We start from the raw sequence: 18,905 nt of genomic DNA on the forward strand, positions 1-18,905 counted from the left end.
ATCGCCTGTCCACACTGACGGAACGTCAATGCATCGGGGATCAGCCCAGAACGGTTTCAACCGCACGCTGAGTGGCTGCAACAATCTGGTCCGCATCTTGTCTGGTCAGGCAGAAGGGCGGCGCAAACCCCAGAATGTCCCCCTGAGGCATCGCGCGAGCGATGACCCGGTCCTGCTCTAACAGAGCTGCGGCCACTTGCGGTCCGATCTTGCGGGCGGGATCAAACAGCCGGCGGTCATCGCGGTCTTCCACGAATTCGACAGCAGCCAGCATGCCCTCACCGCGGATGTCCCCCACATGCGCATGCGACCCCAATGCCGCACGCAGCCCCTCTTGCAGGTAGGCTCCGACGGTTCCGGCGTTCTCGACCAGTCCCAGCTTGTCGATCAGCTCCAGATTGGCCACCCCTGCGGCAGCCCCGATGGGATGCGCCGAATAGGTCCAGCCGTGACCAATCGGGCCATTCTCGTCGGTGCCCTGCTCCAGCACCTTCCACATCCGATCAGACACGATAGATCCTGACAGCGGCGCATAGGCCGAGGTCAGCCCCTTGGCGATGGTGATGATATCGGGCTTCATACCGTAGTGGTCCGAGCCAAACATACTGCCAAGCCTGCCAAATCCGGTGACAACCTCATCCGCGATCAGCAGGATGTCATGTTTTTTGAGAACGGCTTGGATCGCATCCCAATAGCCCGCAGGTGGCGGCACAATACCACCGGTTCCCAACACCGGTTCACCGATGAAGGCCGCGATGCTATCAGCGCCTTCCGCCTTGATCAGAGCCTCGAGCGAAGCAACGCATTGTGCCACAAACTCCGCTTCCGACTGGTTGGTATCCTCCCGACGGAAGTAGTAGGGCGCATCCGTGTGCACGACCTGCGCCAGGGGCAGATCGAATTTCTTGTGGAACAGCTCCAACCCGGTCAGTGAACCTGTCATCAGGCCTGAACCGTGATAACCGCGCCAGCGAGAGATGATTTTCTTTTTCTGCGGACGCCCAAGGATGTTGTTGTAATACCAGACCAACTTGATGTTGGTTTCATTCGCATCAGAACCGCCAAGTCCAAAATACACCTTGGACATATGGGACGGCGACCGATCCAGAATCATCTTTGCCAGCGTGATCGACGCCTCTGTCCCATGACCGACATAGGAATGGTAATAGGCCAGTTCCCGTGCTTGTTCCGCGATGGCGTCGGCGATTTCCTGACGGCCATATCCGACATTCACGCAGTAAAGCCCTGCAAAAGCGTCCAGAAGCTGGGTTCCATCCCGGTCTTCGATGTGAACCCCGCTGGCCGTCCGGATCACCCGGTTCGCGCTTTCACCACGCGCGTGCTGCGCAAGATGGGTGGAGGGATGAAAAAAGCAATCGCGATCCCAGGCATCAAGATGATCATTGGTCAGCATATTCGGTCCTCATATCTGCGGACCCAAGGCGTGGATCCATATTTTGTACACAACCAGTCAAACCAAATGCATTCCGTCAAGCGTTTTTCCGAAGATAGCCGTGAATAACTCACCAAACCCCGATAGGAATTGCCAGATCAATTCCGATTTGTGTACAAATTCAAGGAATCAGCGAAAAAGAGCCCTTCCATGCCAGCCATCGACCTCCCCTTTTCCAGACAGGAATACGACCGACGCCTAACCAAAACGCGGGCCGCCATGCAGGCACTCGATCTGGATATCCTTTTTGTCACGGACCCTTCCAATCAGGCATGGCTGACGGGCTATGACGGATGGTCCTTTTACGTTCATCAGGGGGTCATCCTCCCGCAGGAAGGTGATCCGATCTGGTGGGGACGGCGAATGGATTCCTTTGGCGCCCGCCGTACCGTGTGGATGCAGGAAAGCGAGATCACCGGCTATGACGACAGCTACGTCCAATCGACCACGCGTCACCCGATGCAGGATCTTGCCCAGCATTTGCTGGCGCTCGCGGATCGACAGGGGTCTGCCCGCCCGCGCATCGGGGTCGAGATGGAAAACTACTATTACTCAGCCAAGGCCCATGCCGTTCTGACCAACGCCATGCCCGAGGCACATCTCATTGATGCAACCGCGCTTGTGAACTGGCAGCGCGCTGTCAAATCCGACGAAGAGCAGGTCTTTGTCCGCAAGGCCGCCCGGATTTCCGATCATATCATGCAGCTTGCCATCGATCGCGCGGCCCCCGGTCAACGCAAGAATGAACTGGTTGGCGATATCATGCAGGCGGGCATCTATGGCACTGGCGGGGATTGGGGGGATTACCCGGCGATTGTTCCTCTCACCCCTTCCGGTCAGGACGCCACAGCGGCGCATCTGACTTGGGATGGCCGCGAGATGCAGATGGAGGAGGCAACATTCTTTGAACTTTCCGGCTGCTATCGCCGCTATCACGCCCCCCTGTGCCGGACCGTCCATCTAGGCCCCGCGCCAAAGGACATGCTGCACGCAGCCCAGGCGCTGGAGGACGGGTTGGCCGCCGGGATCGAGGCCGCACGCGCAGGCAACACCGCCGGTGATATCGCGCGCGCCCTGCATGCAGAACTGAAAAAGAACGGCATCGATCGCAATGGGCGCTGTGGCTACCCAATCGGGCTCAGCTATCCGCCAGACTGGGGAGAGCGGACCATCTCCATCCGCGAAGAAGACAACAGCGAACTACGCCCTGGCATGACATTTCACTTCATGCCCGGCCTCTGGATGGACAACTGGGGTCTGGAAACCACCGAAACCATCCTGATCCGGGACGACGGCCCTGCAGAGGCACTATCGCAGATAGATCGCAAATTGTTCGTGAAGGACGCAGACTAATGCAGCGGCTCGCCCGCACCGAGGAAATTCTTGCCCAGCTCGTCGGGTTTCCCACCGTGTCCTGCGACAGCAACCGGGCCTGCATTGCCTATGTTGCCGAACAACTGGAGGCCGCAGGCGCACGGGTAGAAATCCTGCCGGATGAGAGCGGGCACAAGGCCAATCTCCTTGCCACCATCGGCCCCGACCGACCCGGTGGTTTGATGCTGTCTGCCCATAGCGACGTGGTGCCTGTTACTGATCAGATCTGGCAGAGCGACCCCTTTACCCTGCTGTCGCGCAATGACGCACTGTATGGGCGCGGAACATGCGACATGAAGGGGTTTCTGGCGGCGACGCTGGCAATGGCGCCCCATTTCGCTGATCTCCCGCTCAAACGACCGATCCACTATGCCATCACCTATGACGAGGAAATCGGCTGTTTTGGCGCGCAGCACCTTGCCCGCATTCTGGAAAGCCGGCCAATCCGGCCCGCACAGGCGCTCATTGGCGAGCCGACAGAAATGCAGGTGATTGATGCTCACAAAGGATGTTTTGAATACACGACCATCATCAGCGGGCTAGAGGGCCACGGATCCATGCCCGATCTGGGTGTAAACGCCGCTGAATACGCCGCGCGTTTTGTCAGCGTTCTGGTGAGGCTGAAACAGCAGCTGAAATCAGCATGCCCCCCAGACAGCCCCTTTGATCCACCCTGGACCACAATCAATACGGGCGCCCTGACCGGCGGTCAGGCGCATAACGTGATCCCGGGCTCGGCCCAGATCGATTGGGAAATGCGCCCGGTTCAGCGGGTCGATGCGCTTCATGTGAAACAAACGCTGCAAACCCTGTGCGAAGAGGAACTGCTGCCCGAAATGCGGGCGGTATGTCCGCAGGCAGATATCGTGACCACCGCGCTGGCGGAAGTGGACGGGCTGAACGCGATGACGCAAAATCCATTGCGTGACACTCTGCTCGCAATCACTGGACAGAATGGCGCCTCTACTGTTCCCTTCGGCACTGAGGCAGGCGTCTATCAGGCCCTTGGGATGGATGTCGTGGTCTGCGGGCCCGGATCCATCGCGCAGGCCCACAAACCGGATGAGTTTATCACCCACTCGCAACTTTCGCTCTGCCTTGATCTGTTGGAGCAGCTGGCGCAAAGACTGACATGACACCAATTCGCAGGACAGAATGACTCTGAACACCCCCACCCAACTCACGGCAGCCGCCGACTTGTCTGCAAAGGACCGGTTTGAGTGGATCCACGGCGAAATACGCGACCGGATCTGCCTGTTGGACTATGCGCCTGGCACGCGGCTATCCGAGGTTGCCCTCGCAGAGGAGTTTGGAATCAGCCGCACACCGCTCCGCCGTGTTCTCGGCCGTCTCGAAGACGAAGGCCTGCTGCAATCCGTGCATGGGGCAGGTACGTTTGTGACAGAAGTATCCCTGGAGGAGCTGGAACAGACGTTTCAGCTCCGCATGGAATTGGCAGGGCTTCTTGGCCAGCTGTCACCGAAACAGGATCTCGACGAAATCATCGGTACGTTCCACCGGCTCGCGGATCGATCGCTGGATGGGTTGCAGGACCAGGACCCCCGCGCATTTGCGCAGCTGTTGACTGATTTCTTCAGAACCACGCTTCTGCTGACAGACAACCAACCGTTACGCGACACCGCAGAACGGCTGTATTACCGCACAGCAAGGTTCTGGTTGCAGTCGGTCTTTGCCTCTCGTCTGGATCTGGCGGCAGAGATGGAGATCTTTCACCGAGAGCTGAAAGACGTCATTGGAGCGCTGCAAATCGGAGATCTACATGCCGCCGCATTGATGCAGCGCGCCCATATCTCCATGAGTTTTGTCAGGATGAAAGCGGGCCAATTGTCTGCCCTCTGACTGCGGGGATGCAGTCACCAAAATCCTAAAGTCGCGGTTTTCGGAGAAGAGTGGTGCCGCTGAAGGGACTCGAACCCCCGACCCCATCATTACGAATGACGTGCTCTACCAGCTGAGCTACAGCGGCGACCTGAGGCGATAAAAACCGCCCAAAGTCTTGTGCGGCGCGCTTTAGCATTCGCGCGCCGCACGGAAAAGATCTATTTTGCGTCCTTCAATTCCGCATCCTCTGATACGGTTGCGGAATCATCTTCAGCGTCGGTCTGATCATCTTCCAACAGTTCGACATCGGCGATGTCGGCCCCATGCGCCTCGTCTGCCTGCGGCTTGCCAGTCAACAACGGGAGCACCTGCGGGCCCATCACATGAGGGGCTTCTGGGCGGGTCCAGCTGAGGGTGTCGAAACTCGCGCAGTTTTCACAGACCGGCGCCCAGTCGGCATGGATGTGATTGCATTTGTCACAAACCCACTGTGGCCCGCGCGGTGCACTGAGGGCGCGAGTGAGCCACCCCTGAATGACCGCATCTGGTGCACCTTCGCCCTTTTCGATTGCCGCCATCAACGTCAGCGCCCGCGCATCCGGTGCGCGCTCTACCAAATCTCCCAGCGCCCGACGGGCCTCGGGGAAATCTTCGGCAACGATGTTCAGCTCTGCCATGATCAGGCGTGTTTCATCATGCTGCGGCGCCAACCGCGACAGCTGCACAAACCGTTTGACCCGCTCCTGCGCGCTCTCGCCCGGCTCTACCTCCGCAAAGGCCTGTGCCAGATCAGGGTGTGGCTGGGCCTCCCATGCCTTCTTCAGGACCCGGATAGCGTTGCGTTTTTTGCCACGGGAAAGGTATGTCCGGGCCGCCATGGCTGCCGCGGGGACCAGATCAGGGGACAGGCGATTGGCCTCGATGGCCTGCTCCTGCTGCTCAACGGTGGCTCCATCCTCGACAATTGCCTTGGATGCGGACAGTGCCAGAACGGCATCCCGCCGCTTGTACACATCACGCGGCAGAGTTCCGGTCTTGAGTTTGGTCGTGAGCGTCTTGCGCGCACCCGCCCAATCCTGGGCCCGGGCCTGTAGCGTCAACAGTGTATCCTGCACTTCTTCGTGCTTGGGACGCAGGGCAAGAGCCTTTTCCGCCAGCTGGCGCGCGGTCTCTGTGTCACCTTCGGACAGCTTCTGCTTCATGATCCCGCGCACACCGACAAAGCGGGTGGACTGATTGCTGACAAGACGCTTGTAGGCTTCAGCGGCCTTTTTCGTATCCCCGGCCATTTCAGCAGCCTGCGCAGTCAACAGGTCTGTCAGTTCCGGGTTGTTCAGGTATTTCTCTGCGCGGGCGGCTTTGGCCATCGCAAGACGCCCCTCGCCAGAGGCAAGCGCCATCATGCCATCAGACAGGGCCTGATAGCCTTTCCGCTCGCGCCCCTTGTCCCAATAGCGCGACAGGGCCGTTTCATCCCCGTTCAAAAAGCGCAGCGTGGCAATAAGCAACGACAGCACCTTGAACCCAAGCCAGACAGCAAACACCAGCACAGCAAGCGCAATCACCGACTGCAATGCGCTCAGGGTGTATTCGGTGCCTGCAACTGTAATCTGCACACCGCCGGCGGTCTCTGTCAGCAGAGAGGCACCAAACGCGAGAACAGCAACAATTGCGACGAAAACGAGGATCTTCAACAATGACCAGAGCATGGCGGCTTCCTTATTTGGCGGTCAGGCTTGTGGCCAATTCATTGACTTCGGCAACGGCAGACAGGCGCGCGCGTGCCGCAGCCTCCCAATCTGCCAGCGGCACCCGTGCAGCCTCCGGCAGGGTGGACAGCTCGTCCAGGGCACCTTGCAGGTTGCCTGCGTGAACCGCTGCTTCGGCGCGGGACAGGACAGCATCCGGATCCTCGCCATCGCGCGGCTCTACTGATCGGGCACCAAGCTGGCGGCGGACATAGGCGGCCAACCCGCCAGTGCCTTTGGTTTCGTCCCGCGCAACGGCCAACGCATCGCGCGCTGCAGGGGCAAAACTGTCTCTGAGGCTCGATAGCGTGCTGACGCCACCCTCGGCAGATCCAGCCAGCGCATCGGGGACATCAACGCCCAGCGCAGTCAGTTCGTCCAGCAGTCCCGCATAGCTTGCGCCTGCATCAATCGCGCCGCGCAAACGTGCCACGACAGTCTGCGCACTGGCCAAACGCGCAGCTTCGGCGCTGGCGATTTCCATTTCACTGGCCTCTGCCAGTTTTTGTTCGATCTCTGCGCTTTGCGCTGCCAGATTGTCCTGCAGCTTTGCCAGCTCTGCCTCAAAGGCGGCGACCGCTTCAGGGCTCGCTGCATCTGTGATGGGGCGGCTTTCCAACGCATCGACACGTTGCGCAAGAAGGTCCAGCGCATCGGTCACGTCAGCCGTCCCAGAAGAGGTACCAGCCGAGCGGAGCGCATCCAATTCCTGCGTCAGCGCATTTAGCTGCGTCTCAATCGGATCCAGTGACGGGGCAGTTGTTTCGGAAAGCCGCGCCTCAAGCTCAGCAATTTTTGCATTCAGCTCTTGCTCGACTCTCTCAAGCTGCGCTGCATCCACACCGGGAGCAGAGCGCCAGGAGGGGGGCAGGAATTCATTAAGTACATTTGTTTGCCCTGCAACGAACCCAAGGCCCGCGGCCACGACACCACCCAACAAGGCAGCCCCAAATCCGCCGCGTCGCTCAATAACCTGTTGCGGTTCAGGTGCCGGGGGTTCAGCGTATGATGGCTCCGCCGTTTGTTCGGGAACGATAGCTTCATCATGCTGTTCATCATCAACAGGTTGATCCGCCTCAGCGACAACTTCGGGGTCCGCTGATGCATCGGTCTCAACCTGCACCTCCTGTTCCGGGTCAGGTGAATCCCCGGACTGCTCCGGCTTCGCTTCTGCGATCTCGGCGTCAACAGGCTCCGTCAGGGTGTCTGTCGCCTTGGTCTCGGTGTCCGTCTCCGCAACAGACGTATCGGCAATATCCACCTTCGTCTCTTCGGATTGCTTCTTGTCAGCCACGCCGACGCCCCCCTCGATTCTTCAAAAAATCTCAATACATCAACTCGGCATCAAACTTACTGTGCCGATGGTCCACCCTCAACCCGCGCCAGACGGGCTGCGGCATCACGGACCAGTATGTGCATATGCTCTCCAGTTGGAGCCTTACATATCTGCAAGTCTTTGCAATTCAAGCGTTTCAATGGTTCCGCGACGGCATCACTCAGGGCCAGTAGGCAGAGTTCCGCGCGATATGGTGCCAATTTGACGAATTGCGCAGCGGTCCGCGGTGAAAAAAGCGGCACGATCATCACATCTTGCGCATCCATCGCCCGTTCTGTGTCTGCCTCGTAACCTAGGGCAGGCTGGTCATAAATCACTGTCTCAGTGCAGGAAACACCCGCATCCCGCAGCCGCTGCGCTATGAAACCTCGGCTATGAATACCCCGTAGATGGACCAAAGGCCGGTCAGGGCGACGCTCAATCAGGTTGGCAACCAACCCATCCGCATCCTGGCCCGCGCAATTGGCCGTCCACCCGATCTGGGCTGCGGCCGAGGTTGTGCGGGCACCAACGCAATAGGCGCGCTGCGATGGATCGGCAGGCGTTGGCGCAAAGGCAACCGCATTGGCAGAGGAAAAGATCACATCCCCGGAAAACGGATCCCCCAGATCATGAGCAACGGGCCGCGGTTCGATCAATGGCGCAAAGATCGGCGTGACCTTGGCCCGCGTGGCAGGGTCCAGTTCTTCAACGAACCGCCGTGCCGCCATCTGGGGCCGTGTCATCAGCAGGCCGACCATCTCTCGCCCCTCGGGATTGTTCGCCACTGACTTAGGTGGTAGCCCCGGCACGACAATGATGCAACGGTAACGCCATGACACAACGCCTCACCATTCTGGGACTGGAAAGCAGCTGCGATGACACTGCCGCCGCTGTGGTACGTCGCGAAATGGACGGATCGGCAACGGTGATGTCGTCCATCGTATTTGGCCAGACTGACCTGCATAGCGCCTACGGAGGTGTGGTGCCGGAAATCGCCGCCCGCGCCCACGCCGAGAAACTGGACCATTGCGTGCGCGATGCACTTGATGCAGCTGAAGTGACGCTTGCAGATCTTGATGCTGTCGCAGTGACCGCAGGCCCAGGTCTGATTGGTGGCGTGATATCTGGCGTCATGTGTGCCAAGGGGATCGCGGCAGCAACCGGCCTGCCGCTTGTTGGTGTGAACCATCTTGCAGGCCACGCCCTGACACCCAGGCTGACCGACGGCGTCACCTACCCCTATCTCATGCTGCTGGTTTCCGGCGGCCACTGCCAATATCTCATTGTTCGCGGCCCCGAAGATTTTAGCCGTTTGGGCGGAACCATCGACGATGCCCCCGGCGAAGCCTTTGACAAAACCGCCCGGCTGCTGGGTCTGCCCCAGCCAGGTGGGCCATCGGTTCAGGCAGAAGCAGAGAACGGCGATCCGCGCAGATACCGCTTTCCTCGTCCTCTCTTGGACAGGCCGGATTGCAACCTGTCATTCTCGGGCCTGAAAACGGCACTGATGCGGATGCGCGACCAGATCGTCGCGGAAAAGGGCGGGTTGACCCGTCAGGATCGTGCTGATCTCTGCGCCGGGTTTCAAGCGGCTGTCGCCGATGTCCTGTCCGAAAAAACCCGCCGTGCGCTGCGTATCTACATGGCGGAAAATCCGGCCTGTCCAACCGTCGCTGTTGCAGGCGGTGTTGCTGCAAATACTGCCATTCGCGCCGCGTTAGAGACGGTATGCGCCGAAGCGGGGGCAGAATTTACCGCCCCCCCACTGGCGCTTTGCACCGATAACGCTGCGATGATTGCCTATGCCGGTATTGAACGGTTCGAGATCGGCGCCCGTGATGGCATGGACCTATCTGCACGGCCGCGCTGGCCGCTCGATCAATCAAGCCCAGCCATGTTGGGCAGCGGCAAAAAAGGTGCCAAAGCATGAGCGTCGCAGTTCTTGGTTCGGGCGCTTTTGGCACCGCATTGGCGATCTCGCTGGCCAATGAGGGCCCTGTCACGATGTGGGCGCGCGACGCAGATCATGCCCGCGACATGCAAAACAGTCGCGAAAACTCCAGACGCCTGCCGGGGGCCGTTTTGCCAGATGCCCTGACAGTAACTGCCGAATTGGACCGGGCAACGCAGGCTGACGTGGTTTTGCTGGCCGTACCGATGCAGAAACTGCGGCAGGTGGTATCAGAGAATGCCGATCTTTTGCGCGAACGCACGATTGTCGCCTGCTGCAAAGGTATCGAACTGAACAGTGGCCTGGGCCCAATCGCGGTTCTCCGCGAGTGCCTGCCACAGACGACCTCTGCCCTGTTGACCGGACCCAGCTTTGCTGCCGATATCGCGATTGGCTTGCCAACTGCGCTGACATTGGCCTGCCAGGACGAAGCACAGGGCAAGGTGCTGCAACAGCAACTGACGACCTCCAATCTTCGCCTGTATCGAACGACCGATACCATCGGGGCCGAACTCGGCGGGGCGTTGAAAAATGTGATGGCGATTGCCTGTGGCGCTGTCATTGGCGCCGGGCTTGGCGATAGCGCGCGCGCAGCGCTCATGACACGCGGCTATGCCGAAATGCAGCGGATGGCGATTGCCAGTGGTGCACGCGCCGAGACAATGGCCGGTCTTTCCGGGTTTGGGGATCTTACCCTGACATGCAGTTCCGAATTGTCTCGGAACTACCGTCTCGGCCTGTCGATTGGCCGCGCAGAACCTTTTGACCCCTCGGTGACGGTCGAAGGCGCTGCAACGGCCCGCGCGGTTCATGAAGAGGCCCAATCTCGGAAACTTGATATGCCGATTACTGCAATCGTGGTTGCGCTGCTGGATCAACGCTTGACCATTGCCGATGCCGCGGCTCAACTGCTCTCACGACCATTGAAAGAGGAATGATATGCTGATCGCTCTGATTGCGCGGGACAAACCCGACCATCTTCAAACCCGCATGGACAACCGCGCTGCACATCTGGCCTATATCGACTCCACTGGCTGCGTTGCCCAGGCCGGTCCTCTTTTGGATCAGGACGGTGGCATGGTTGGATCGCTGATCATTCTGGACGTCGAGGACATGGCAGCAGGGCAAGCCTGGGCCGACAACGACCCCTACGCAAAAGCTGGGCTGTTTGAAGCGGTTGAACTGATCACTTGGAAAAAGGTCGTCGGCTGATGGCATATTGGCTGTTCAAATCCGAGCCTTCAACCTGGAGCTGGGATGACCAGCAAGCCAAAGGTGATGCGGGCGAGGAATGGGACGGCGTAAGAAATTATCAGGCCCGCAACTTCATGCGGGACATGAAACTGGGCGATCGCGGATTCTTCTACCATTCGCAAAAGGAAAAATCCGTGGTCGGCATCGTTGAAATCTGCGCGGAGAGCCACCCCGACAGCTCAACCGATGACGAGCGCTGGGAATGCGTGGACATCAAAGCGATCCGCAGCTTTGTCACGCCTGTCACGCTGGAACAGATCAAGGCAGATCCCCGACTGAGCGATATGGCCCTGGTCAAAAGCTCGCGTCTGTCGGTGCAACCGGTGACGGCTGAGGAATGGAAAATCGTCTGCGCCCTGGGCAACACCGACCCGGAATAACCTGACCCGGATTGACCCACCCCATCGGTGTCCTCCAAGCTCTTGCAAGGGAACCTGCACCTTGGGAGGGTCAAATGGAAATCCTGAATGTTCTGGCAGCTGCTGTTGCGGGCTTTGCTCTTGGCGCCGTCTGGTACGGGCTCTTGGCCGAACCTTGGATGCAAGCTGCGAAAGTCCCGCGCGACGCGAGCGGCAAACCCATCAATGCCCAGAACCCACTGCTATATGCCGGCACCTTTGTTCTGCAGTTGGTTGTCGCGGGAATGATGCGTCATGTTTTTGCGCTTTCCGGCATCGACACATTGGGCGGCGGGCTGATTGGCGGGCTGGGAATTGGCCTGTTTTTCATCAGCCCCTGGATCATGATCAACAATCTTTACGCCGCGCGCCCCTTGCGCCTGTCACTGATCGACGGGGGCTATGCAACATTGGCCTGTGCAGCGATCGGCTTGGTGCTGACGCTGTTCTGAACAGCGCTTCTGGGCAGATGCGATCGCAAAAATAAAAAAGGGAAGACCATGCCCAAATGGCAGGATCTTCCCTTTCACCCCACGTGCTCCACTTCCACCACACGTGTTCGAAATCTATGATCCTGGCCATCCTGACCGGTAAGACCACATTAGGCCGGACCGTAATGATTCCGCAAAGCCAATACCTGTAAAATCAAAGACAAATGCAGATTGGGCTGATCATCGTGAACCCACGAAAAAACCCGCCGGAGAAACCAGCGGGTTTGGATCTGCTCTCGTCGGCGGCTTAGCCGTAGACGGATTCTTTTCCGAAATGCTTGGTCAGCATGTAGTAAACCACCGCGCGGTATTTGTTACGCTCGGACTTGCCGTAGGTTTCAACCACAGAGTTGATCGCTTCCATCAGCTCCGGACCATCTGCAAGACCCAGTTTCTTGATCAGAAAGTTGTTCTTGACGGTTTCAAGCTCGCTTTCCTGGCTCGACGCCACGGTAGAAGCATCCGCATCATAAATTGCCGGACCACAGCCAATCGTCACTTTTGTCAGCAGATCCATGTCTGGATCCATGCCGCATTTGTTCTTCAGATCGCTTGCGTATTGTTCGATCAGGTCGTCGCGTTTACCCAAAGTCTCTCTCCCATTCTACGTCGTGGAACTCATTAAATCGGCCCGGATATCAATGCCCGAACCTGTTTATTGCTGGCAGCTTAACCGCTGGAACGCACAAGTGAACTGGGAATTTCACCACAGTCGGATCATTTCCAGCCATCAAAGCATCGAAAACCAACGCCACAAAAGACAAAGGCGCCCTCGAATGAGGGCGCCAAAGTCATCGTAAATCACTGGCGAGTTATACCTGGTCGCCGACGATCAGGTTGTCAGCCAGCGGGATGATCGCATCTTCTTCGATCTCTGGCATAGAGCGCAGCGAGGCTTCTGTGCGAGCGTCCAACTGCAGCTGACCATTCCGGGTAAATTCCATGTCGGACAGCGGAACAGCTACCGTGTACTCGTTCAGGCCAAGGAAACCACCCACGCCGATAACGCCTGCAATTTCACCATCCTGTTCGATCACATAGTCGATCTCGCCGACATCTTTGCCGGTGGCACCCAGAACATTGGTGCCGACAAGATCGGCCACAGTCAGTTCTGATTTCGGTGGCGTTTTGTCGCCAGCAGCATCTGATTTGTTGTATTCACCACGCGGGACGGTTGTTGCCGCTTCAGCTGTATCGTTCACGTTCTCGTCGCCAAAGGCCGGGGTCTGGTCATTCACGGTTTCAACACCGCTGTCGACCTTGTATTCGCCGCGCGGCACGGTGGTGCCGGTTGTAGTATCGATGGACGCGCTGCCAGTTTCATTTTGGCCGCCAACGGTTTCGACTTCGCCTTGGGCCTTGTACTCACCACGCGGCACCGAAGTTGCTTGAGCAGCGCCTGCACCAGCCATCAAAGCTGCAGCAGTCACACCAGCGAGGATACGGGTTTTGGCTTTCAGATCGGTCATTCGTTTTCTCCATCATTTCATCATTTGATGTACGGCAGAGAAACGACACCCAAGAGCCGAACGTTCCAAGTTTTTCGTCGCTTTTTTCTCGGAACATTTTCTACGTGCACAGCGTTTGGCGCGCATCGCACAGACAATATGTCAGTTTGATATCAATTACATAAGCAAACACCCCACACGACGTGCGGGGTGTTCGGAATTTCCAAATCGCCTGTCAGAGCAATTCGATCAGTAGCGGTAGTGCTCTGGCTTGAACGGGCCTTCGGGAGTGACGCCGATATAGGCGGCCTGCTCCGGGCTCAGCTGGGTCAGTTTCACGCCGATGCGGTCAAGGTGCAGGCGGGCCACCTTCTCATCCAGATGCTTGGGCAGGATATAGACGTCGTTCTTGTACTCTTCCCCGCGGGTCCACAGCTCGATCTGGGCGAGAACCTGGTTGGTGAAAGACGCAGACATCACAAACGACGGATGACCAGTGGCGTTGCCAAGGTTCAGCAGACGGCCCTCAGACAGCAGAATGATCTTGTTGCCGGACGGCATCTCGATCATGTCCACCTGGTCCTTGATGTTGGTCCACTTGTGGTTCTTGAGGTTCGCCACCTGAATTTCGTTGTCAAAGTGGCCGATGTTGCCAACGATGGCCATGTTCTTCATCTCGCGCATATGCTCGATGCGGATCACGTCTTTGTTGCCGGTGGTGGTGATGAAGATGTCCGCAGAGGCGACTTCATCCTCCAGCAGCACGACCTCAAAACCGTCCATCGCCGCCTGCAGGGCGCAGATCGGGTCGGCTTCGGTGACTTTCACACGGGCGCCAGCGCCGCGCAGCGAAGCAGCAGAGCCTTTGCCAACGTCGCCATAACCGCAGACAACCGCAACCTTACCGGCCATCATCACGTCTGTTGCGCGGCGGATACCGTCCACCAGTGATTCCTTGCAGCCGTATTTGTTGTCGAACTTCGACTTGGTGACGGAATCATTCACGTTGATCGCGGGGAAGGGCAGCTGACCTTCTTTGACCAGTTCGTAAAGGCGATGAACGCCAGTGGTTGTTTCTTCGGATACGCCTTTGATCGCGTCGCGAGTTTTGGTGAACCAACCCGGGGATTGTTCCATCCGCTTTTTGATCTGGGCCTTGATGACCGCTTCTTCCTCGGACTGCGGAACGGGAATGATGTCTTCGCCTGCCTCGGCGCGGGCACCAAGCAGCACATAAAGGGTCGCGTCGCCGCCATCGTCCAGGATCATGTTTGCGCCTTCCGGGAACTGGAAGGAGCGATCAAGATAGTCCCAGTGCTCCTCCAGGCTCTGGCCCTTGATCGCAAAGACCGGAATACCCGCTTCAGCAATCGCCGCCGCAGCGTGATCCTGGGTGGAGAAGATGTTGCAGGATGCCCAACGCACGTCTGCGCCCAGCGCCACGAGGGTTTCGATCAGAACCGCGGTCTGGATGGTCATGTGCAGCGAACCAACGATGCGCGAGCCTTTCAGCGGCTTGCTTTCACCGTACTCTTCGCGCAGCGCCATCAGGCCCGGCATTTCCGTTTCAGCGATGTCGAGTTCTTTGCGGCCAAAGCTGGCCAGCGCAATATCCTTGACGATGTAATCACCGGGCATTGCTTGCTCCATTCAGGTTTCATGTTCACTTACCGCACGAGGTAGCACTGCAATGGTTTATAAGCAACGAAGATGCCCCAGATGAAAGCCGGGGCGCAGCGACTTGCCGCCGCGCGCCCCGACCCCCAACGGTTTCGGGGGGACCAAAATCAGCTGGGTGTGCCCGGATCTTTGACCTCTTCCATCACCTGGAAAAAGCCGGTGCCCGATGCCACCACACAACTGAGCCCGTTGGGATGGGAAACCAGAACCGTAAAGGTTCCGGTCGTATCAGACGCCCAGAATTCGATCACAGTGGATACGGGGCGACTGGCCTGCAGCCCTCCGGCGGTCAAACGCTCGGCATAGGACGACTGCAACCGTTCGATCAGATCATCACGGGGAGTGCAGGCAGAGGCCACAGCAGGCGGCGCAGTCGCGAGCATTCCAAAGATGAGCGAAACTGAGACAAGACGTTTAAACATGGCGAACTCCTTTCGTATGTGCCAAGTGCCACGAAAGAGGCTTGCCAAATTGGGGCAAGAGCCCCTGTCGTCTATATAAATATGGGGTCAGAGCCGGTGTTTTTCAAATAAACCCCTCTCAACTGTTCGTGGCCCAATCGTGTGCTTGCCCGATATTTGGCCGCCCAACCTTCCTGTTCAGATCCTGAGATTGCACCACCTTCTCTGGTCCGCTACTCACAAGGTGATCGTGACAGAAAGGGACAGATCATGCCCCCCACCCCCCCTCGCGCATGGCAACGGATGCTCTCTGGTCGTCGTTTGGATCTGCTGGACCCGACCCCCGTCGATGTGGAAATCGACGACATTGCGCATGGGCTTGCGTTCGTGGCGCGCTGGAACGGGCAAACCAAGGGGGATTTCGCCTACTCCGTGGCAGAACACTCCCTGTTGGTGGAAACGCTGTTCACCCGTATGCAGCCCAAAGCGCCTGTCGCCTGGCAGCTCGCGGCCCTGCTGCATGATGCGCCGGAATATGTGATCGGGGATATGATTTCGCCGGTCAAAAATGCCGTTGGCGCCGGATACGGCGAACTGGATCAACGATTGACCGCAGCGATTCACATCCGCTTTGGGCTGCCAGCGGCGCTTCCGAAAACGGTAAAGGCGCAGATCAAGAAGGCCGATAAGGTCAGTGCGTGGATGGAAGCCACCCAAATTGCCGGCTTTTCAGTGACCGAGGCAAACCGGCTCTTTGGCAAACCGAACCCAGATATCATCGACGGATTGAGCATCCATCTGCGTCCGCCCGTAGAGGTCAGACAGGATTTTGTTGCCCGCCATGAAGAGCTGCTGGCCCAGCTCTGACCCTGTCCTAGTCCACGTCTTGGCGCGCTTCACGCTCGGCCCGGCGGGCCTGCCGCATCGCGCGAACACGCTTTTTCTTGAACTCCGGCGACTCGATGAATGCGTTGCGGCCTGTCAGGCCCTTGTCAGCAAGGATTTGGGCACGCTCTTCTTCGCTCAGCGTGGGCCATTCTATGCCGTTTTGGACGAAACCCGCCTCTGTCAGGGCCTTACCGATAACCGAATGGTTCAATTCACCAAAGCTGAGCCTGCTGGACTTGGGCTTGCTGACGGGCACCCACTCGGTTCGCAGACCACCAATCACAAGCGGCTGGTTCTTGCAAAAGCTGGCCACATTGGCCGCCAGAAGGTTGTTTGCTCCGGATTGGCGTCGCAAGACCATCGCAACTTTCTGATCCGGGCGCCCCACCATCGCAAATAGATGCAACGCAGACCCGTCAGCGGCGACAACGTATTTTGCGGCCTTGTAGCGTGCCAGCTGGTCTGACAGCGAATGCTCCTGCGGGTGGTAGATCTCATAGCCTTCGCGCACCAGAAGCGCCTCCAGCTGCTCCTCTCCCAAAAGACCGCCCTTTCGCAAACCCAACCGCGAGCGGGAGATATAGATCTTTTCGGGTCCATCCGGGCGGATCTCTCGTGCAAATCGGCTGTGGATCGCATTGCGAAAGCGCGGTGTCCCAGCGGTGATCTTGCCGAGGCCAAACCCCTGCCCGGGAACGACCAATTCCTCCACCCGCGTCGGTTCAGCAACAGCGCGCATTGGCAGATCACCCGCCATCAGGCGCAGAAACTCTCGCTGAAACCCGCGGGTTTCCTCGCCGACGTCAGGCCGTTTCGGGATGAACAGAACACCGTCGACCTGCGATTTCAGATGTGCCAGAGCCCAGAGGCGCGCGCTGCTTTCCACGAGGAAATGGCCAAAATGCGCCCAAAGCACCCCGCCCCATAGCCACCGTCCTGTCAGAGTTTGGTTGATGCTGTCCGGCGCATCCGGCGCGATGGTGATCGGCCGGTGTTTGCGCCACAGCGCCCCATGTGCGCAATAACTGCCATCTGAATAGAGCAGACCTGCCTTTTGCACCAAGGCACTGTCTGTGGGCGGAACCGCAATCGCATCAGCAAGGGTCACGATTTCCTCGGACCAGCCGCCTTGTGGCAGCGGCTGGCTATCAGGACCAGTTGGATCGATATCAGGCGCAGAGCCGCCGCCAGGTGCGCGCACGGCGGACTACTTTGGGCTGCGTTTGGCCAGGATGCGCTGCAACGTCCGGCGGTGCATGTTCAGGCGCCGGGCCGTTTCCGAAACGTTGCGATCACACAGTTCGTAAACACGCTGAATATGTTCCCAACGCACCCGGTCCGCGCTCATCGGGTTTTCCGGTGGTGGCGGCAGCTCTTCCTCATTGGCGAGAAGGGCATTCATGATGTCCTGGGCATCTGCAGGCTTGGACAGGTAATCTGTCGCTCCGATTTTCACCGCTGCCACAGCGGTTGCGATGGCGCCATAGCCGGTCAGAACGACGACACGGCTATCCGGGCGACGCTCTCGCAGGATTTCGACAACATCCAGCCCATTGCCATCTTCAAGCCGGAGATCAACAACAGCAAAGGCCGGTGGACGTGCCGTTGCAATAGCGCTGCCTGCGGCAACGGAACCGGCGGTTTCCACTTCGAAACCACGTTTTTCCATCGCCTTTGCCAACCGCCGCAGAAAGGGCTCATCATCATCGACCAGCAACAGTGTTTTGTCCGGTCCAATCTCCTGCAAAGCAGCTTCGCCCATTCTGTCGGTCTCCTGCACTGACTTCAGGTTAAAGAAGATATTACGTCTCGGCAGGGAAACGTCAAATCTTCAGGGCACTCAGATGTTGTCGACAAAGCAGCCAACCTTGTCGGCAATCTGTTCCGGTGTCTCGTCTCGGCGGAAAAACTCAACAAACCCCTGCTCTGGCAACACCAGATAGGTGAAGGTCGAATGATCCACGAGATAGTAGTCACCGTCATCTTCGTGACGTTTGAAATATGTCTTGTAGGCCTTGCTCGCCGCACGCACCTGTTCGTCGGATCCGGTCAGGCCGATCATCCGTTCGTGCAGGTTGGCGGCAAAATCCCCAACCACCTCTGGTGTGTCTCGCGCTGGATCTACAGAAATAAAGACCGGCGTCACGTCGTAGCCACGCTCATCCAGCACGTCGATGGTTTCCGCGTTGCGTGACACATCCAGCGGGCACACATCCGGGCAGAAGGTATAGCCAAAATATACCAGAGACGGCTTGGTGATCACATCCTTGTCGGTAACGGTCTCGCCCTTCGCATTCAGAAGTTCAAAAGGTCCGCCAATTGTGTCCGCGCCGCCCGCAATCTGGCTGCTGCGGCACTGTGCAAATGCATCGCTGTCTGACCCGCCCCGCGTCACGAACCAGGTTGCCCCAAGGGTGGCGGCAACGGCGACTACGGCAGCGGCTGGGATAATCGGGTTCATCGGGCACACCTTTTCTAAGGGCATCAATCGGTATTGCGAACTGTGTTCTGCGCCAGACCTATCAGCAATCTGAGGGGATGCAATCGCACTTGTCCAACGTAGCTGGTCTGTCGCCGTCGATGCCTCTGCTACCCCAGTCCATCGACCAAATGCCAGACGGACAAAACAGCGCAGGAAAGGTACATACGACATATGCCT

Annotated in this window: 20 protein-coding genes and 1 tRNA gene; 9 read left to right on the forward strand and 12 right to left on the reverse strand. The window is 58.3% G+C overall.

Translation table 11 applies throughout. The features are described from left to right. Positions 1-40 precede the first annotated feature (40 nt). Complete coding sequence (locus NIT7645_RS14070; protein ID WP_008560379.1) at positions 41-1,414, reverse strand: aspartate aminotransferase family protein; 1,374 nt, start codon at positions 1,412-1,414, stop codon at positions 41-43. A gap of 189 nt (positions 1,415-1,603) precedes the next feature. Between NIT7645_RS14070 and NIT7645_RS14075 the strand changes: the two genes are divergently transcribed. From NIT7645_RS14075 to NIT7645_RS14085, 3 genes are read left to right on the forward strand one after another with little or no spacing between them, the layout of a single operon-like run. Beyond that, positions 1,604-2,806 carry a M24 family metallopeptidase gene (locus NIT7645_RS14075; RefSeq protein WP_008559917.1) on the forward strand — a complete coding sequence of 401 codons (1,203 nt, stop codon included), beginning with the start codon at positions 1,604-1,606 and terminating at the stop codon, positions 2,804-2,806. After that, positions 2,806-3,963 carry an acetylornithine deacetylase gene (gene argE, locus NIT7645_RS14080; RefSeq protein WP_008560935.1) on the forward strand — a complete coding sequence of 386 codons (1,158 nt, stop codon included), beginning with the start codon at positions 2,806-2,808 and terminating at the stop codon, positions 3,961-3,963. Before NIT7645_RS14075 ends, argE begins: the two co-directional genes overlap by 1 nt. 19 nt (positions 3,964-3,982) lie before the next feature. Then, entirely contained in the window at positions 3,983-4,687 is a 705-nt protein-coding gene (locus NIT7645_RS14085) for a GntR family transcriptional regulator (RefSeq protein ID WP_008559745.1), read from the forward strand. 51 nt (positions 4,688-4,738) lie between these two features. Here the strand turns inward: NIT7645_RS14085 and NIT7645_RS14090 are convergent. The 4 genes from NIT7645_RS14090 to NIT7645_RS14105 form a co-directional block, all read right to left on the reverse strand. Beyond that, positions 4,739-4,814 (reverse strand) — tRNA-Thr (locus tag NIT7645_RS14090). 73 nt (positions 4,815-4,887) lie between these two features. Continuing rightward, positions 4,888-6,378 carry a heme biosynthesis protein HemY gene (locus NIT7645_RS14095; protein ID WP_008561810.1) on the reverse strand — a complete coding sequence of 497 codons (1,491 nt, stop codon included), beginning with the start codon at positions 6,376-6,378 and terminating at the stop codon, positions 4,888-4,890. A 10-nt stretch (positions 6,379-6,388) separates the two neighbouring features. Further along, complete coding sequence (locus tag NIT7645_RS14100; protein ID WP_074964261.1) at positions 6,389-7,711, reverse strand: COG4223 family protein; 1,323 nt, start codon at positions 7,709-7,711, stop codon at positions 6,389-6,391. Positions 7,712-7,767: 56 nt separating this feature from the next. Next, positions 7,768-8,493, reverse strand: coding sequence for a uroporphyrinogen-III synthase (locus NIT7645_RS14105; protein WP_050687307.1), 726 nt, complete (start codon positions 8,491-8,493; stop codon positions 7,768-7,770). A gap of 74 nt (positions 8,494-8,567) precedes the next feature. Between NIT7645_RS14105 and tsaD the strand changes: the two genes are divergently transcribed. The 5 genes from tsaD to NIT7645_RS14130 all read left to right on the forward strand — a co-directional run bounded on the left by tsaD (position 8,568) and on the right by NIT7645_RS14130 (position 11,790). After that, on the forward strand, positions 8,568-9,665 hold the full coding sequence (gene tsaD, locus NIT7645_RS14110) for a tRNA (adenosine(37)-N6)-threonylcarbamoyltransferase complex transferase subunit TsaD (protein WP_050687309.1): 1,098 nt from the start codon (positions 8,568-8,570) through the stop codon (positions 9,663-9,665). Continuing rightward, entirely contained in the window at positions 9,662-10,624 is a 963-nt protein-coding gene (locus NIT7645_RS14115) for an NAD(P)H-dependent glycerol-3-phosphate dehydrogenase (RefSeq protein WP_008560169.1), read from the forward strand. The genes tsaD and NIT7645_RS14115 overlap by 4 nt, the downstream gene beginning before the upstream one ends. A 1-nt stretch (position 10,625) precedes the next feature. Further along, positions 10,626-10,898, forward strand: coding sequence for a YciI family protein (locus NIT7645_RS14120; RefSeq protein WP_008558698.1), 273 nt, complete (start codon positions 10,626-10,628; stop codon positions 10,896-10,898). Further along, entirely contained in the window at positions 10,898-11,320 is a 423-nt protein-coding gene (locus NIT7645_RS14125) for an EVE domain-containing protein (RefSeq protein ID WP_037302616.1), read from the forward strand. Before NIT7645_RS14120 ends, NIT7645_RS14125 begins: the two co-directional genes overlap by 1 nt. Positions 11,321-11,394: 74 nt before the next feature. Further along, positions 11,395-11,790 carry a DUF1761 domain-containing protein gene (locus tag NIT7645_RS14130; RefSeq protein ID WP_008563217.1) on the forward strand — a complete coding sequence of 132 codons (396 nt, stop codon included), beginning with the start codon at positions 11,395-11,397 and terminating at the stop codon, positions 11,788-11,790. Positions 11,791-12,076: 286 nt separating this feature from the next. On the opposite strand, the gene NIT7645_RS14135 is transcribed toward NIT7645_RS14130, so the two are convergent. From NIT7645_RS14135 to NIT7645_RS14150, 4 genes are all read right to left on the reverse strand, one after another. Next, positions 12,077-12,418, reverse strand: a complete 342-nt coding sequence (locus tag NIT7645_RS14135; protein ID WP_008560250.1) for a DUF2853 family protein — start codon at positions 12,416-12,418, stop codon at positions 12,077-12,079. A gap of 223 nt (positions 12,419-12,641) precedes the next feature. Beyond that, complete coding sequence (locus NIT7645_RS14140; RefSeq protein WP_008563059.1) at positions 12,642-13,298, reverse strand: PRC-barrel domain-containing protein; 657 nt, start codon at positions 13,296-13,298, stop codon at positions 12,642-12,644. A gap of 228 nt (positions 13,299-13,526) precedes the next feature. Continuing rightward, the gene (gene ahcY, locus NIT7645_RS14145; protein WP_037303018.1) at positions 13,527-14,915 is read right to left on the reverse strand and encodes an adenosylhomocysteinase; all 1,389 of its coding nucleotides are present in this window, start codon (positions 14,913-14,915) and stop codon (positions 13,527-13,529) included. A 149-nt stretch (positions 14,916-15,064) separates the two neighbouring features. Next, positions 15,065-15,379 carry a hypothetical protein gene (locus NIT7645_RS14150; RefSeq protein WP_008559377.1) on the reverse strand — a complete coding sequence of 105 codons (315 nt, stop codon included), beginning with the start codon at positions 15,377-15,379 and terminating at the stop codon, positions 15,065-15,067. Between the two features lie 249 nt (positions 15,380-15,628). On the opposite strand from NIT7645_RS14150, the gene NIT7645_RS14155 reads away from it, so the two are divergent. Beyond that, positions 15,629-16,225 carry an HD domain-containing protein gene (locus NIT7645_RS14155; RefSeq protein WP_050674275.1) on the forward strand — a complete coding sequence of 199 codons (597 nt, stop codon included), beginning with the start codon at positions 15,629-15,631 and terminating at the stop codon, positions 16,223-16,225. Positions 16,226-16,232: 7 nt separating this feature from the next. Here NIT7645_RS14155 and NIT7645_RS14160 read toward each other — a convergent pair whose 3' ends face one another. The 3 genes from NIT7645_RS14160 to NIT7645_RS14170 all read right to left on the reverse strand — a co-directional run bounded on the left by NIT7645_RS14160 (position 16,233) and on the right by NIT7645_RS14170 (position 18,707). Then, positions 16,233-17,447, reverse strand: coding sequence for a glycosyltransferase family 61 protein (locus NIT7645_RS14160; protein WP_008561090.1), 1,215 nt, complete (start codon positions 17,445-17,447; stop codon positions 16,233-16,235). A gap of 6 nt (positions 17,448-17,453) precedes the next feature. Then, positions 17,454-18,008, reverse strand: coding sequence for an ActR/PrrA/RegA family redox response regulator transcription factor (locus tag NIT7645_RS14165; RefSeq protein ID WP_008561662.1), 555 nt, complete (start codon positions 18,006-18,008; stop codon positions 17,454-17,456). A gap of 78 nt (positions 18,009-18,086) precedes the next feature. Next, positions 18,087-18,707 (reverse strand): SCO family protein, encoded by a 621-nt coding sequence (locus NIT7645_RS14170; protein ID WP_008562086.1) that lies wholly within the window; start codon positions 18,705-18,707, stop codon positions 18,087-18,089. Positions 18,708-18,905 lie beyond the last annotated feature (198 nt).

This window comes from Phaeobacter italicus (assembly GCF_001258055.1).
Lineage (GTDB): Bacteria > Pseudomonadota > Alphaproteobacteria > Rhodobacterales > Rhodobacteraceae > Phaeobacter > Phaeobacter italicus.